Origin of the sequence: Pseudomonas sp. S5D5 (assembly GCF_003013355.1) — a bacterium.
Lineage (GTDB): Bacteria > Pseudomonadota > Gammaproteobacteria > Pseudomonadales > Pseudomonadaceae > Aquipseudomonas > Aquipseudomonas aylmerensis.
Genome location: NZ_PTEO01000001.1, coordinates 6,161,444 through 6,175,676, shown reverse-complemented (window position 1 = coordinate 6,175,676; position 14,233 = coordinate 6,161,444). Strand labels below are relative to the sequence as shown.

12 protein-coding genes are annotated in these 14,233 nt (G+C 61.9%); 1 reads left to right on the top strand and 11 read right to left on the bottom strand.

The features are described 5' to 3' along the window. Positions 1-146: 146 nt before the first annotated feature. Positions 147-926, top strand: a complete 780-nt coding sequence (locus C9990_RS28255) for a hypothetical protein (RefSeq protein ID WP_065900265.1) — start codon at positions 147-149, stop codon at positions 924-926. Here the strand turns inward: C9990_RS28255 and C9990_RS28250 are convergent. The 11 genes from C9990_RS28250 to aroQ form a co-directional block, all read right to left on the bottom strand. After that, the gene (locus C9990_RS28250; RefSeq protein WP_003217330.1) at positions 923-1,519 is read right to left on the bottom strand and encodes a MarC family protein; all 597 of its coding nucleotides are present in this window, start codon (positions 1,517-1,519) and stop codon (positions 923-925) included. The genes C9990_RS28255 and C9990_RS28250 overlap by 4 nt on opposite strands. 194 nt (positions 1,520-1,713) lie before the next feature. Next, on the bottom strand, positions 1,714-4,485 hold the full coding sequence (locus C9990_RS28245; protein WP_065900267.1) for a hybrid sensor histidine kinase/response regulator: 2,772 nt from the start codon (positions 4,483-4,485) through the stop codon (positions 1,714-1,716). 101 nt (positions 4,486-4,586) lie between these two features. Continuing rightward, the gene (gene purD / locus C9990_RS28240; RefSeq protein WP_065900269.1) at positions 4,587-5,879 is read right to left on the bottom strand and encodes a phosphoribosylamine--glycine ligase; all 1,293 of its coding nucleotides are present in this window, start codon (positions 5,877-5,879) and stop codon (positions 4,587-4,589) included. A 177-nt stretch (positions 5,880-6,056) separates the two neighbouring features. Then, positions 6,057-7,664 carry a bifunctional phosphoribosylaminoimidazolecarboxamide formyltransferase/IMP cyclohydrolase gene (gene purH / locus C9990_RS28235; RefSeq protein WP_065900272.1) on the bottom strand — a complete coding sequence of 536 codons (1,608 nt, stop codon included), beginning with the start codon at positions 7,662-7,664 and terminating at the stop codon, positions 6,057-6,059. A gap of 82 nt (positions 7,665-7,746) precedes the next feature. After that, a complete protein-coding gene (gene fis, locus C9990_RS28230) occupies positions 7,747-8,067 on the bottom strand; it encodes a DNA-binding transcriptional regulator Fis (RefSeq protein WP_002555375.1) in 321 nt (106 codons plus the stop codon). Next, positions 8,064-9,077, bottom strand: a complete 1,014-nt coding sequence (dusB, locus tag C9990_RS28225; protein WP_016976994.1) for a tRNA dihydrouridine synthase DusB — start codon at positions 9,075-9,077, stop codon at positions 8,064-8,066. Before dusB ends, fis begins: the two co-directional genes overlap by 4 nt. 185 nt (positions 9,078-9,262) lie before the next feature. Beyond that, complete coding sequence (locus tag C9990_RS28220) at positions 9,263-10,489, bottom strand: DUF3426 domain-containing protein (protein ID WP_065900273.1); 1,227 nt, start codon at positions 10,487-10,489, stop codon at positions 9,263-9,265. Between the two features lie 30 nt (positions 10,490-10,519). Further along, positions 10,520-11,398 carry a 50S ribosomal protein L11 methyltransferase gene (gene prmA / locus C9990_RS28215; protein WP_106805278.1) on the bottom strand — a complete coding sequence of 293 codons (879 nt, stop codon included), beginning with the start codon at positions 11,396-11,398 and terminating at the stop codon, positions 10,520-10,522. 293 nt (positions 11,399-11,691) lie between these two features. Beyond that, positions 11,692-13,053 carry an acetyl-CoA carboxylase biotin carboxylase subunit gene (gene accC, locus C9990_RS28210; protein ID WP_065900276.1) on the bottom strand — a complete coding sequence of 454 codons (1,362 nt, stop codon included), beginning with the start codon at positions 13,051-13,053 and terminating at the stop codon, positions 11,692-11,694. Positions 13,054-13,070: 17 nt separating this feature from the next. Continuing rightward, the gene (gene accB / locus C9990_RS28205; RefSeq protein ID WP_065900279.1) at positions 13,071-13,535 is read right to left on the bottom strand and encodes an acetyl-CoA carboxylase biotin carboxyl carrier protein; all 465 of its coding nucleotides are present in this window, start codon (positions 13,533-13,535) and stop codon (positions 13,071-13,073) included. A gap of 24 nt (positions 13,536-13,559) precedes the next feature. Then, positions 13,560-14,015 (bottom strand): type II 3-dehydroquinate dehydratase, encoded by a 456-nt coding sequence (gene aroQ, locus C9990_RS28200; RefSeq protein ID WP_012721999.1) that lies wholly within the window; start codon positions 14,013-14,015, stop codon positions 13,560-13,562. Positions 14,016-14,233: the final 218 nt, after the last annotated feature.

The following is a 14,233-nucleotide window of genomic DNA, read 5'->3' as shown; positions in this document are numbered from 1 at the left end:
CCCGAAGGCTGGCACGCATGCCCAGTAATTGCTGGGCTGCGTTTTGCGCGGTGCCCTTGCAAGCGATGTTTGTCGTCTGGCAAGCCGCGCAGCCGCTGGATTAGTGTGAACACATGCCCCATGTGGGGGCTTGTGGAGAACTGAAAATGGAGCGACATCACGCAAGGATCAACAGCAGCAAAAGGCGCAAGTTGATTGCCGCCTACAAGTTGCCGGGGGCACCTGGCAAGCCGCCTGCCGTGCCCCTCGACCCGAATAATCCATGCAATGCGGCCGTGGTCAACAACAGTGTGATTTCGTTTGCCGAGGGCCTGTCCGGGATCAACCGGGAGTACATCCGTAAAAGCTATCTGCTGGCCAGCAGCTACGTCAGCGATGTGTTGAAAATGCACCGGGGTACCGAGGCCTGGTACGACGAATTCATCAAGGTCATGATCAGCCTGGGCTGGTTGCCGGTGCGCAGCAGCTTCGAGCGGGTCTCAAGTTCCGGCAAGGGCCTGACCGTGCAATTGGCAGTGCTGAACCTGATCGCCGCCATGCTCGCCTCGACCTCATTGGCCGGGCCACTGCTGGCGTCGCTGCCCAAGTTGGCGGCCGATGCATTAGAGGCCATGAAGCAACACCCCGCTTCCTTCGAGCTGTTCAAGCGCAACACTACGCTGCATCAGGGCGGTGATTTCGGCGTGGCGTCCTGCGCCGAAAACGACGGCGAGGTGATGATGGTGCTGGTGACCTACAGCAGCCGTGGCGTAAGCAAGCAGGTGGGCCTGCCGTTTCTGGAGTGGGACAGTACGTCGTCCGAGGCTTTCAGCGGGCAAACCTGCCTGGTGCTGAATACCTCGGTGGTCAACGAAAAAACCATCCAGTTGATGCGCGAAAGCGCCGGCGACAAGGTGCAGCTGGCAATTGCCCAATACCGGATCTAGGGCACCAGGTAACCGCGTACGCCGGTGAAGATGATTTGCGCGGCCAAGGCGCACACGAACAACCCCATCAACCGACTGACAATCTGCAAGCCCTGGTCACCGAGAATGCGTTCGATCCGGTTGGACAGGTACAGCACCACGCCCACCGTGAGGCTGGCCAGGGCAATGCTGAGGATGGCGGTGATCTTGTCATCCCAGTGTGGCTGGCTGACGCCCATCACCAACAGCGCGCCGATGGTGCCGGGGCCGACGGTGAGGGGGATGGTCAGCGGTACGATCGTCACATCCTGCTGCACGTTGTCGGTCTGCACTGCGGACTTGCCCTGGGCCATGCCCAAGGCGGAAATGAACAGCACACTGCCGGCGCCGATGCGAAACGCATCCACGGTGATGCCGAACACGCTGAAAATCACCCGGCCGAACAGGTAGAGCAACACGCTCGATACCAGGGTAGCGAGAGCCACTTTCCAGGCCAGGCGCCGGCGCTCCTTGCTGGAGTAGCCACGGGTCAGGCTGATAAAGCAGGACAGCACGAAGAACGGGCTGTAGAGCACCAGCATCTTCAGGTAAACGCTGAACAACACGTGGAGCATGGTGGGAGCTCGCAACGAAGGAGGGCGAGCGGGAGTTTATCAGGCCTGTGGCTGAGCGCTATCTGTGATGCGACAACACTCCAATGTGGGAGCGGGCTTGCTCGCGAAAGCGGCGTGTCAGCCAATACATGTTTGACTGATACAGCGCGTTCGCGAGCAAGCCCGCACACATTCTGATCTGCGCCATGCAGGGGTCAGGTAGGCGCGTGCTCTGGCCGCTGTTGACGCTGCGCGACCCAGAACTCCACCAGCTCGCGCAATTGCGAGAGCTCCACCGGCTTGGCCATGTGGCCGTCCATTCCGGCCTGGCGTGCACGTTCTTTGTGCTCCGAGAGGATATGCGCGGTGAGCGCCACCACCGGTGTGCGAATGCGCTGGTGGCTGACTTCCCACGCGCGCAGCTGCTGGGTCGCGGAGAAACCATCGAGGATCGGCATCTCGCAGTCCATCAATACCAGGTCGTAACGCTGGGCCTTCATCGCCTCCAGTGCTTCCTCGCCGTTGCTGGCGGTGTCCGGGTTGAGGTTGAGCTTGCCGAGCATGCCACGGATCACTTTGGTGGAAATGCTGTTGTCTTCGGCCACCAGGATGCGGAAGTCGCTGGGCACGGTGACGGGCGCTGGCGCGATGGGCAGCGCGCGCGCCGGGACGTTGCCCTTGCTGCGTTGAGTCAATTCGTCGGCCAGGGTGGTCTTGAGCGTATAGCCCGCCACGGGCTTGGCGAGAATGCGCTTGATCCCGCAGTTGCGCGCGATGATCTTGCTCGGCGCATTGCTGATGCCGGTGAGCATGATCAACAGAATGTCGTGGTTCAGACTCGGGTCTTCCTTGATCTTCGCCGCCAGTTGCATGCCGGTCATGCCGGGCATGTTCTGGTCGAGCAGCACCACGTCGAAGTAATCACGCAGGTGTGCCTTGGTACGCAGCAGCGCCAGGGCTTCCTTGCCCGACGGCACGGCGCTGACATTCAGGCCCCAGGCGGTGCATTGCTGCACCAGCACTTTGCGGCAGGTGTCGTTGTCGTCCACCACCAGCACGCGCGCGCCCTTGAGCGGGCCATCGAGGTCGGAGGTCGGGTGTTCGAGGCGTTCCGGGTCCAGCGGCAAGGTCAGCCACAGGGTGCTGCCTTGCTGGGCGCCGCTCTTGATGCCGAACTCGCCGTTCATCAACAGGATCAGCTGGCGCGCAATCACCAGGCCCAGGTGGCCGCTCAGGCGCGTGGCCGAGAGGAAGTTCTTGCTGTGCAGTTCGCTGTGCAGCAGGGCGTCGCGCTCGGCGGCTTCCATTGGCAGGCCGCTGTCCTGGACGGCAATGCGCAGGCGCGGCTTGGTGCTGCGGTCATCCAGGGCGACCACGATCAGCACTTCGCCTTCATCGGTTTTCTGCAGGGCGTTTTCCAGCAGGCTCAGCATCGCCTGGCGCAGGCGCGTCGGGTCGCCGCTGATCACGCGCGGTACCTGGGGCTGGATGAAACTGATCAACTCGACGTTCTGCTGCTCGGCCTTGGCGCGGAAGATACTCAGGCAATCTTCGATCAGCGCGTTGAGGTCGAATTGCACGTCGTCCAGTTCGATCTGTCCGGATTCGAGCTTGGAGATATCGAGGATCTCGTTGATCAACGTGAGCAGTTCATTGCCGGCGCTGTGGATGGTTTGCACGTAGTCGCGCTGTTTCACCGACAGCGGCGTGCCCAGCAGCAGCTCGGTCATGCCCAGCACGCCGTTCATGGGAGTGCGGATTTCGTGGCTGATTTTCGCCAGGAACTCGGCCTTGGCCGCGATCTCTGCGTTGCTGGCGGCCAGGTCGCGGCTGAGGCTGAAACGCGCCTCGACAATCGCACGCTGGCGTTCGCCCAGGGCCAGGCTCATCAACAGGCCACTGACGCAGATAAATGCCAGCAGTGTGACGATCAGGCCTTGCGGCGAGACCATGGTCAGGCCCAGCAAGGCCGGGAGGATGATCAGCGTACCGATGTTGAACACCACCATCGCCGCCACGAACAAACGTGCGGGGCGGTAGCCTTTCTGCCAGTGGCAGGCCGAGACAAACAGCATGCTCAAGCCGGCCAGGGCCACCAGGGCGTAGGTGATGATGTTCAGCGGCAGGGTGTTGACGAACAACAGCAGCAGGCCGCACAGCACGATAAACAGAATGTCGGCCATCAACAGTTTGTTCAGCGGATGCGGGCCGAGCGGCATGAAGAAACGGTAGGCAAACATCAACCCGCACGGCGCGGTCAGCAGCAGCGCGAGGTAGGCGCCCGGGGTCTGGATCGCATGCCAGTTCGGCAGCCACGGGCCTACCAGGTTGAGCAGCAGCGCCAGGCTGAGCATCAACAGCACTTCGCACGCCGCCAGCCACAGGCTGCTGCGCGAGCGGTGGTAGGCGAAGCGCGTGAGGTTGTGCAGGATCAGCATCAGCAGGCAGCCGAACAGCAGGCCGTAGATCAGCGTTTGGGTCTGGTCGGCGGCGGCGAGCACGGCCGGTTCCAGGGTGATATAGGGGCGCAGTTCGTGTTCGGAGACCAGGCGCAGATACACCTCCAGAGGCTTCTGGCTCTGGGGCATCGGCAGCATGAAGTCACTGCTGGGCAGCGGGCGTTCCGCCTGGGGCTGGCGCGTGCCGGTGCTTTGTTGTTCGACCAGTGTGTCGCCGTCCAGCACGTAGAGGCTCAGGTGCGACAGGTCGGGCGCGAATACCCGCAGCACTTGCTCGTGCTTGCCGGGTTGCAGCTTGAAACGTACCCACAGTGCACCGTCCGGTTCCGCGGCGGTAATGCGGTCCAGTTCAATGGGGCTGAATTGATTGGTGTAGCGTGAAGAGCGGATGTCGCTCAGCTGCAGATCGGCCTGTTCATCAAGCAATACTGCCCAGCCACTGCCTTGCGCGGCGGCCTGGGCCGGGAACAAGCAGAGCAGTGTCAGCAGGCTGACAGTGAAACCTATGGCGATCCTGAGCCAGCGCACGGCGAAATCCCTTCGTAGGTTGATGCACGGGTTAACTATGCGCGGGGTGGCATGAGTACGGCAAGGGCCAGAGGCCCTTACCTAACCGAACGGATAGCGACTTACGAGTGCTCGCCGCGTTCCCGCGCGATGGCGCGATAGCCGATATCAGTGCGGTAGAAGCAGCCTTTCCAGTCGATTTTTGCGGCCAGCTTGTACGCCTGTTGCTGCGCGGCGTCGACACTGGCACCCATCGCGGTGGCGCACAACACGCGGCCACCCGCGGTAACAACCTTGCCATCCTTGAGCGCGGTGCCCGCGTGGAACACTTTGCCTTCCAGCGTAGCAGCAGCGTCCAGGCCTTCAATCACATCACCCTTGGCGTAGTCGGCAGGGTAGCCACCGGCTGCCAGCACAATGCCGACGCTCGGGCGTGGATCCCATTGCGCTTCGACCTTGTCCAGGGCCTGGGCCAATGCGGCTTCGACCAGCAGCACCAGGCTCGATTGCAGGCGCAGCATCACCGGTTGGGTTTCCGGATCACCGAAGCGGCAGTTGAACTCGATGACTTTCGGGTTGCCGGCTTTGTCGATCATCAGGCCGGCGTAGAGGAAACCGGTGTACACATTGCCTTCATCGGCCATGCCGCGCACGGTGGGCCAGATCACCAGGTCCATGACGCGCTTGTGCACGTCGGCGGTAACCACCGGGGCAGGGGAGTAGGCACCCATGCCGCCCGTGTTCGGGCCGCTGTCGCCGTTGCCGACGCGTTTGTGGTCCTGGCTGGTGGCCATCGGCAGCACGTTCTTGCCGTCGACCATCACGATAAAGCTGGCTTCTTCGCCGTCGAGGAATTCCTCGATGACCACGCGCGAACCCGCGTCACCAAAGGCGTTGCCGGCGAGCATGTCGCGCACGGCGTCTTCGGCTTCCTGCAGGGTCATGGCGACGATCACGCCTTTGCCAGCGGCCAGGCCGTCGGCCTTGATCACGATCGGCGCACCTTTTTCACGCAAGTAAGCCAGGGCCGGCTCGATCTCGGTGAAGTTCTGGTAGTCGGCGGTCGGGATCTTGTGGCGTGCCAGGAAATCCTTGGTGAACGCCTTGGAACCTTCCAGTTGGGCCGCGCCGGCGGTAGGGCCGAAGCAATCCAGGCCACGGCTGCGGAACAGGTCGACGACGCCAGCCACCAACGGCACTTCCGGACCGACGATGGTCAGGGAGACGTTCTTTTCAGCGAAATCCGCCAATTGCTCGAGCGCCAGCACGTCGATAGCGACGTTCTCGCACTTGGCTTCGATGGCGGTGCCGGCGTTGCCGGGGGCGACGAATACTTTCTGGACGCGAGGGTCCTGGGCAACTTTCCAGGCCAGGGCGTGTTCACGGCCACCGCTGCCAATGATGAGGACGTTCAAGTCAGACTCCTTCGAAGGAAGTTACAATCTGCAAGCTGCACGTTGAGAGCAATCTGTATCGCTCTGAAGGCAGCCTGCAGCTATGAATTTTAGAGGCTACAACCAGCAGCAAAAGCGAGGCAGCTGTGCTTTTACGTGCTGCTTGCAGCTTGAACCTTGCCGCTTCACGGCAGTGGATCAGTGACGGAAGTGGCGCATGCCAGTGAAGACCATGGCGATGCCGGCTTCGTCTGCCGCCGCGATGACTTCGGCGTCACGCATCGAACCGCCCGGTTGGATCACGGCGGTCACACCGGCTTTCGCGGCGTTGTCCAGGCCATCGCGGAACGGGAAGAACGCGTCGGATGCCATCACCGAACCGACCACCTGCAAACCGGCGTGTTCGGCCTTGATCGCGGCGATACGCGCCGAGTTGACGCGGCTCATCTGGCCAGCGCCGACACCGATGGTCTGGCGGTTCTTGGCATAGACGATGGCGTTGGATTTAACGTACTTGGCCACTTTCCAGGCGAAGATCAGGTCGTTGATCTCTTGCTCGGTCGGTGCGCGCTTGGTCACCACTTTCAGGTCCTGGCTGCCGATCATGCCGATGTCGCGGCTCTGTACCAGCAAGCCGCCGTTGACGCGCTTGTAGTCCCAGGCAGCGGCACGTTCAGCCGACCACTCGCCGCAGGCCAGCAGGCGCACGTTGGCCTTGGCTGCCACGATGGCGCGGGCTTCTTCGCTGACGGAAGGGGCGATGATCACTTCGACGAACTGACGCTCGACGATGGCTTTAGCGGTCTCGGCGTCCAGTTCGCGGTTGAACGCGATGATGCCGCCGAATGCGGATTCGGTGTCGGTCGCGTAGGCCAGTTCGTACGCCTGGCGGATGCCGCCTTCAGCGTCCGGGCTCACGGCCACGCCGCACGGGTTGGCGTGCTTGACGATTACGCAGGCCGGCTTGACGAAGCTCTTCACGCACTCCAGCGCGGCGTCGGTGTCGGCCACGTTGTTGTAGGACAGCTCCTTGCCCTGCAGCTGGGTTGCGGTGGCGATGCCCACTTCGGCCGGCTTGGCCTCCACGTAGAACGCCGCGCTCTGGTGCGGGTTCTCGCCGTAGCGCATTTCCTGGGCCTTGATGAACTGGCTGTTGAAAGTGCGCGGGAACTGGCTACGGCCTTCGGTGCTGAGGGTTTCAGCCGCCTGGTTCACGGTGCCCATGTAGTTGGCGATCATGCCGTCGTAGGCGGCAGTGTGTTCGAACGCCTTGAGCATCAGGTCGAAGCGCTGGGCGTAGGTCAGGCCGCCGGCTTTCAGGCTTTCGAGCACCTGGGCGTAGTCGCTGGCGTTGACCACGATGGCCACGTCTTTGTGGTTCTTGGCTGCCGAGCGAACCATGGTCGGGCCGCCGATATCGATGTTTTCGATGGCGGTCGGCAGGTCGCAGCCTGGCTTGTTGATGGTGGCTTCGAACGGGTACAGGTTAACGGCTACCAGATCGATCGGCTTGATGCCGTGCTCGCTCATGATGGCGTCGTCGGTACCGCGACGGCCGAGGATACCGCCGTGGATTTTCGGGTGCAGGGTCTTGACCCGACCGTCCATCATTTCTGCGAAACCGGTGTAGTCCGCCACTTCTACTGCGGCCACGCCGTTGTCCTGCAGCAGTTTGAAGGTCCCGCCCGTGGAGAGGATTTCCACGCCAAGGGCTTCCAGCTCCCGGGCAAATTCGAGGATCCCGGTCTTGTCGGAGACACTGATCAAGGCGCGGCGGATCGGCAGGCGGGTAGTCTGGTCGGTCATTTCAATTTCCATCAAAAGCAAAGGAAGTCAGCAAAAAAGGCGACCGTTTTTACGCGGGCGCCTTTCTGGTTTGATTGAATGCTTACAGCAAATCGTATTGTTTGAGCTTTTTGCGCAAGGTGCCACGGTTGAGGCCCAGCAGCTCACTGGCTTTGGTCTGGTTGCCCTTGACGTAGTTCATCACGCTTTCGAGCAAGGGCGCCTCGACTTCGGAGAGCACCAGGTTGTACACGTCCGTGACGGAAGCGCCCTCAAGGTGGGCGAAATAATTGTGCAGCGCCTTCTCGACACTCCCGCGAAGGGTCTGGCCTTCTTCGCTCGGCGTGTTGAGGTGCTGTTTCAAATTGACGTTGTCGCTCACGGGTGTTGTTCCACTCACTAAAGTCTCGGTCATCATCGTCATGCGGCCACCCCCTCTCCGTCCCCTGTCCCCAGGCTCTTGTAACGCTCGCTGAAGAACTCACGAACGTTGGCGCACTGTGCTTCCGTATCATCCAAACGATTGAAGTGGGCGCGAAACTCCCTGGCGCCCGGCAAGGTTGCGAGATACCAGCCGACATGCTTGCGAGCAATGCGTACTCCCATCACGTCTCCATAGAAGGCGTGCAGGGCGGCCAGATGCTCTAGCAGAATACGTTCCACCTCGATCAACTCCGGTGCCGGCAAGACTTCGCCGGTACGCAGAAAATGCTCGATCTCACGAAAAATCCACGGCCGCCCCTGGGCGGCCCGGCCAATCAACAGGCCATCGGCACCGGTAGCGTGCAGCACGCGCCGGGCTTTCTCGGCTGAGTCGATATCGCCATTGGCAAAGACCGGCATCGACACCGCCTGCTTGATCGCGGCAATGGTGTCGTACTCGGCTTCACCGGTGTACAGATCGGCGCGGGTGCGCCCATGCACCGCCAGCGCTGTAATGCCCGCCTGTTCGGCGATCTTCGCCACCGTCAGGCCATTCTTGTTGTCCCGGTCCCAGCCGGTACGGATCTTCAGGGTGACCGGCACATCCACTGCGGCGACAACGGCCTGCAGGATCTCGGCGACCAACTGCTCATCCTTCAACAAGGCGGAACCGGCGGCCTTGTTGCAGACCTTCTTGGCCGGGCAGCCCATGTTGATATCAATGATCTGTGCGCCCAACTCCACGTTGGCCCGGGCCGCATCCGCCAGCATCTGCGCATCACCGCCGGCGATCTGTACCGAGCGGGGCTCGGGATCACCTTCGTGGATCATGCGCATCCGCGATTTGCGGGTGTTCCACAAGCTCATGTCGCTGGTGACCATTTCCGAGACTACTAGACCCGCGCCCAAACGCTTGCACAGCTGACGAAAGGGCTGGTCGGTGACGCCCGCCATAGGAGCGAGGATCAAGCCGTTCTGCAATGTGTATGGGCCGATGCGTACCGCCGACATAGGACTTCCCTGTTGTGGGGCCGGATCATTAGAGTTCGAAAAAGGGTTGGCATGATACCCGCTCTCGATGACTGGATAAAGGCTGAATTGGATAAAATCTGAACAGCAATTTCTTTATCGCCGCCGGTTTGGTTGCCCGGCGCTTAGTCAAGAATCTGCCGTCAAGCCTCGGTGCATGAACCGATTCACTCGGGCGAATGAAAGCTCAGGCTGTAATTCACGGCTTTATTGCCCGGATCGAGGATATCCAGGGAGATATGGATCGGCGTCTGTGATGGCATTTCGCTCACGCCGGCCAACTCACCGCTGAGGTATTCGGCGGGCTTGAACCGACGACTGGCGATCAGGCTGCCGTTCAAATCGGCAAAACGCAGCTCCAGCAGCGGGAAGGGCTGGGAGAAGGTCGCGCGGTTATAGATGATTGCATCCACCACCAGCGCCCCGGCGAATTCCGGGTGGCTGCGTACCACCAGGTTGCTGCTCTTGATGTGGGCGATATCGACCCGTGACGGCACCGTGCAGCCCAGGGTGGGGCACAGTTGCTGGAACCATGGGCGGTAGGCGTCCTGGCGGGCCAGGTCGTCGAATTGGTAGGCGATGTATTGGCCGGCGAGGCCGGCGGCGGCGATCAGCACCAGCAACAGCCAGAGCAGGCGGCGGCCCCAGCCCGACGCACGTTTTTGCGCGTAGAGGTGCAGCGGGTCGTCTTCGAGGTCCTGCAGGACATCGTCGTGAACGCCGGTGGACGGGCGAGGGCGTTTACGTCGAGGTTGCGGGCGTTCTTCGGGTTCCGGTTCCTCGACCGCCTCGATAACGGGCGTGACGGGGGGATCGAGTTCGTCATCCTCGAGCGTCGAGCGCAGCGGCGGTTCGTCGTCGATATCGTCGGTGTGGAACGACATCGACGGTTCGGTGCGCTGGCGGGTCGCAGGTGTCTTGGTCGGTTCAGGGGCTTCGACGACCTGGACGCGTTCTTCCGGTGGTTCGCTGAACAGGCTGGCCGCCCACTTTTCTTCCTCGGCCTTGACCGTATCGCGGCTGGCGCTGAGGGCCTCTTCCTTTTGCCGACGGTCGGAACCGCCCTGGCGACGCTCCGCGCCCGAGGGCTGGGTGTGCTGAATCTCGCGGCGTTCCAGCTTGGCCAGCTCCACGTCGAGGTCGAGGTTGTCCAGGTCCAGTTCTTCGGCGGTCCACTGTTTCTGGCTGATCGCCCGCGGGGCCTCTGCGGCTGGCTCGACCGGTTCCGGTGCCGGCGTCTGCTGGGCGCGCTGCTCCAGCAGCTGGCGTGCCGCATTGAATACCTGCAGGCACGAGCCGCAGCGCACCACGCCGCGGGCCACGCTCAATTGAGCGTGGTTAACGCGAAAGCGTGCTTGGCAATGCGGGCACTGGGTGACGAAACTGTCGGTCATGCGGCCATCCGATTCAGGCAAGCGCTCATTCTAGCGCCGACGACCGCTGATGCGTACCCAGCCATCACGGTTGGCGATCGGATCCAGCTCGAAATCCTTGGCGTAGGCAGCGGCCACGTCTTCACCCTGCTCGGCAAGGATGCCCGACAGCGCCAGGCGGCCGCCCGGCTTGACCAGGCTCGACAGCTGCGGCGCCAGGGAAACCAGCGGGCCGGCGAGGATGTTCGCCACCAGCACGTCGGCCTGCACCTGGGGCAATTGCTCGGGCAGATAGAGTGGGAATTTATCTTCGGGAATGTGGTTGCGCCCGGCGTTGTCGCGCGAAGCTTCCAGGGCCTGCACGTCGATGTCGGTGCCGACGGCTTCCTTGGCGCCCAGCAGCAGGGCGGCAATCGCCAGGATCCCCGAGCCGCAGCCGAAGTCCAGCACGTGGCTGTCGGTCAGGTCCTGGCCGTCCAGCCATTCCAGGCACAGCGCGGTGGTGGGGTGGGTGCCGGTGCCGAAGGCCAGGCCCGGATCAAGCAGCAGGTTGACTGCGTCCGGCTCCGGCGCGGCGTGCCAGCTCGGCACGATCCACAGGCGCTGGCCGAACCGCATCGGCTGGAAGTTATCCATCCAGCTGCGTTCCCAGTCCTGGTCTTCGATGACTTCGCTGTGGTGCTCGGGCAGCGGGCCGCCGGTGAGCAGTTCCATATGGGCCAGCACCGCGGCGGCATCGGTGCCGTCTTCGAACAGGGCCAGCAGATGGGTGTGGGACCACAGCGGGGTGGTATTGAGTTCGGGTTCGAAGATCGGCTGGTCTTCGGCGTCCATGAAGGTGACCGAGACGGCGCCCACTTCGAGGAAAGCGTCTTCGTAGGTTTCGGCTTGTTCTGGGCTGATGGCGAGACGGACTTGCAGCCAAGGCATGGCGGGCACCTTTGAATAAAATGAATGTGCGACTGCTGGGTCGCGAAAGCGCGCAAGTTTACGCGAGAGCATGACCTGTGGCGAGGGAGCTTGTTGTGGCGAGGGGGCTTGTCCCCCGTTGGGCTGCGTAGCAGCCCCATGAGGTCGCCGGATTTCTCCAAGTCAATCGCAAGATCAGGTTTCGGGGCTGCTGCGCAGCCCAACGGGGGACAAGCCCCCTCGCCACAGGAGCCAATTTCACAGGGCTCACAAACAACAAAGCCGCCCGAAGGCGGCTTTGTTGGGTGGAGCACTTACTGGTTGGCCAGCTTGTGTTCCAGGTAGTGAATGTTCACACCACCTTCGCAGAAGCCTTCATCACGGACCAGTTCCCGGTGCAGCGGGATGTTGGTCTTGATGCCGTCGACCACGATTTCGTCCAGGGCGTTACGCATACGGGCCATGGCCTCGTCGCGGGTCGCGCCCCAGGTGATCAGCTTGCCGATCAGCGAGTCGTAGTTGGACGGAACCTTGTAGCCGCTGTACAGGTGCGAATCCACACGGACGCCGTTGCCGCCGGGCGCGTGGAAATGCTTGACCAGGCCAGGGCTTGGGATAAAGGTCTTCGGGTCTTCGGCGTTGATGCGGCACTCCAGGGAGTGGCCATGCATCTTCACGTCGTCCTGGGTAAAGGACAGCGGGTTGCCGGCGGCGATGCTGAGCATCTCCTTGACGATGTCGATACCGGTGACCATCTCCGAAACCGGGTGCTCTACCTGCACGCGAGTGTTCATCTCGATGAAGTAGAAACGACCGTTCTCGTAGAGGAACTCGAAGGTACCGGCGCCACGGTAGTTGATGTCGATGCACGCCTTGACGCAGCGAGCCAGTACTTCCTGGCGAGCTTTTTCATCCAGGCCCGGTGCCGGAGCTTCTTCCAGTACCTTCTGGTGACGGCGCTGCAGCGAGCAATCGCGGTCGCCCAGGTGGATGGCGTGGCCCTGGCCGTCGGACAATACCTGCACTTCCACGTGACGTGGGTTGGTCAGGTACTTCTCCAGGTAGACCATCGGGTTGCCGAACCAGGCGCCCGCTTCGGAGCGGGTCTGCTTGGCGGCTTCGATCAGGTCTTCTTCCTTGTGCACCACGCGCATGCCGCGACCACCACCGCCACCGGCGGCCTTGATGATCACCGGGTAACCGACTTCGCGACCAATGCGCAGGGCGGTGGCCTCGTCTTCAGGCAGTGGGCCGTCGGAACCTGGAACGGTTGGCACGCCAGCAGCGATCATCGCGTCCTTGGCCGAGACCTTGTCGCCCATCAGGCGAATGGTTTCGGCTTTCGGGCCGATGAAGGCAAACCCGGATTTTTCCACCTGTTCGGCGAAATCGGCGTTTTCCGCGAGGAAGCCGTAGCCCGGGTGGATGCCGTCAGCGCCGGTCACTTCTGCCGCGGCGATGATGTTCGAGACTTTCAGGTACGAGTTCGTGGCCAGTGGCGGGCCGATGCAGATGCTTTCGTCCGCCAGTTTCACGTGCATCAATTCGGTATCGGCCGTCGAGTAAACAGCGACGGTCTTGATGCCCTCTTCCTTACAGGCGCGCAGGATACGCAGCGCGATCTCGCCGCGGTTGGCGATCAGGACTTTTTGCAGTTTCTTCGCAGGTTTCAACATCGAAGGCGCTCCGCGGTTCAAACGATGGTGAACAGCGGCTGGTCGTACTCAACCGGCTGACCGTTTTCTACCAGGATGGATTCGATGACGCCGGCTTTTTCAGCGGTGATGTGGTTCATCATTTTCATCGCTTCGACGATGCAGATGGTGTCGCCCACTTTCACGGTTGCGCCGACTTCAACGAAGGCTGGCGAGGTCGGTGCCGGGGTGCGGTAGAAAGTACCGACCATTGGCGACTTGACCACGAAGCCGTTCAGTACTGGCGCAGCAGGTGCTGCTGGTGCAGCGGCGGCGGCAGGTGCGGCGGCCGGAGCAGCAGCGGCCGGAGCCGGCGCTTGCATTTGTGGCGCGTAGAACTGCTGGGCCGGGGTCTTGCTGTGACGGCTGATCCGTACGGACTCTTCGCCTTCCTTGATTTCCAGCTCGTCGATACCGGATTCTTCCAGCAGTTCGATCAGTTTCTTAACTTTACGGATATCCATGAATCATCAACTCCCAAGGGTCGGTCAGGGGCGCTTGGCCGGTTGTTCAAGCTGTTCCAGGGCGGCCTCCAGGGCCAGTCGGTAACCGCTGGCGCCAAGGCCGCAGATCACTCCTACCGCTACGTCGGAGAAGTAGGAGTGATGGCGGAAAGGTTCGCGTTTGTGCACGTTCGACAAGTGCACTTCGATGAATGGGATGCTCACCGCCAGCAGCGCGTCACGTAATGCAACGCTTGTATGCGTAAAAGCGGCGGGATTGATCAGAATAAAGTCCACGCCTTCGCCGCGCGCGGCATGGATACGATCAATCAATTCGTACTCGGCATTGCTTTGCAGGTAGAGCAAATGGTGGCCGGCTTCACGCGCCCGTCGTTCCAGGTCGAGGTTGATCTGGTCCAGGGTGACTGCCCCGTAGACGCCCGGTTCGCGGGTGCCGAGCAGGTTCAGGTTGGGTCCGTGAAGAACCAGTAAGGTCGCCATCGGCTGTTCCTTGTTATTGATGTGGGTACGGCAGAACCCGGCGACTATGCCGCAAAGCCTTTGTGACTGTCCAGTTCTATGCAGTAGCCAGCACGATTACCGAGGATAGCGCGAAATTTGTGACTGTGAGGGCGAGTTCGGTCAGTGTGGGAGCTGGCTTGCCTGCAATAGCGGTGTGTCAGCACAGGGAGATGTCGCCTGGTTCACCGCCATCGCAG

What these genes read in the sequence shown, in the direction of transcription:
- C9990_RS28255 (WP_065900265.1), top strand. Translation starts at nt 147, where the DNA reads ATGGAGCGACATCACGCAAGGATCAACAGCAGCAAAAGGCGCAAGTTG.
- aroQ (WP_012721999.1), bottom strand. Translation starts at nt 14,015, where the DNA reads ATGGCGACCTTACTGGTTCTTCACGGACCCAACCTGAACCTGCTCGGC.
- accB (WP_065900279.1), bottom strand. Translation starts at nt 13,535, where the DNA reads ATGGATATCCGTAAAGTTAAGAAACTGATCGAACTGCTGGAAGAATCC.
- dusB (WP_016976994.1), bottom strand. Translation starts at nt 9,077, where the DNA reads ATGTCGGCGGTACGCATCGGCCCATACACATTGCAGAACGGCTTGATC.
- purH (WP_065900272.1), bottom strand. Translation starts at nt 7,664, where the DNA reads ATGACCGACCAGACTACCCGCCTGCCGATCCGCCGCGCCTTGATCAGT.
- accC (WP_065900276.1), bottom strand. Translation starts at nt 13,053, where the DNA reads ATGTTGAAACCTGCGAAGAAACTGCAAAAAGTCCTGATCGCCAACCGC.
- fis (WP_002555375.1), bottom strand. Translation starts at nt 8,067, where the DNA reads ATGACGATGATGACCGAGACTTTAGTGAGTGGAACAACACCCGTGAGC.
- C9990_RS28220 (WP_065900273.1), bottom strand. Translation starts at nt 10,489, where the DNA reads ATGACCGACAGTTTCGTCACCCAGTGCCCGCATTGCCAAGCACGCTTT.
- C9990_RS28250 (WP_003217330.1), bottom strand. Translation starts at nt 1,519, where the DNA reads ATGCTCCACGTGTTGTTCAGCGTTTACCTGAAGATGCTGGTGCTCTAC.
- prmA (WP_106805278.1), bottom strand. Translation starts at nt 11,398, where the DNA reads ATGCCTTGGCTGCAAGTCCGTCTCGCCATCAGCCCAGAACAAGCCGAA.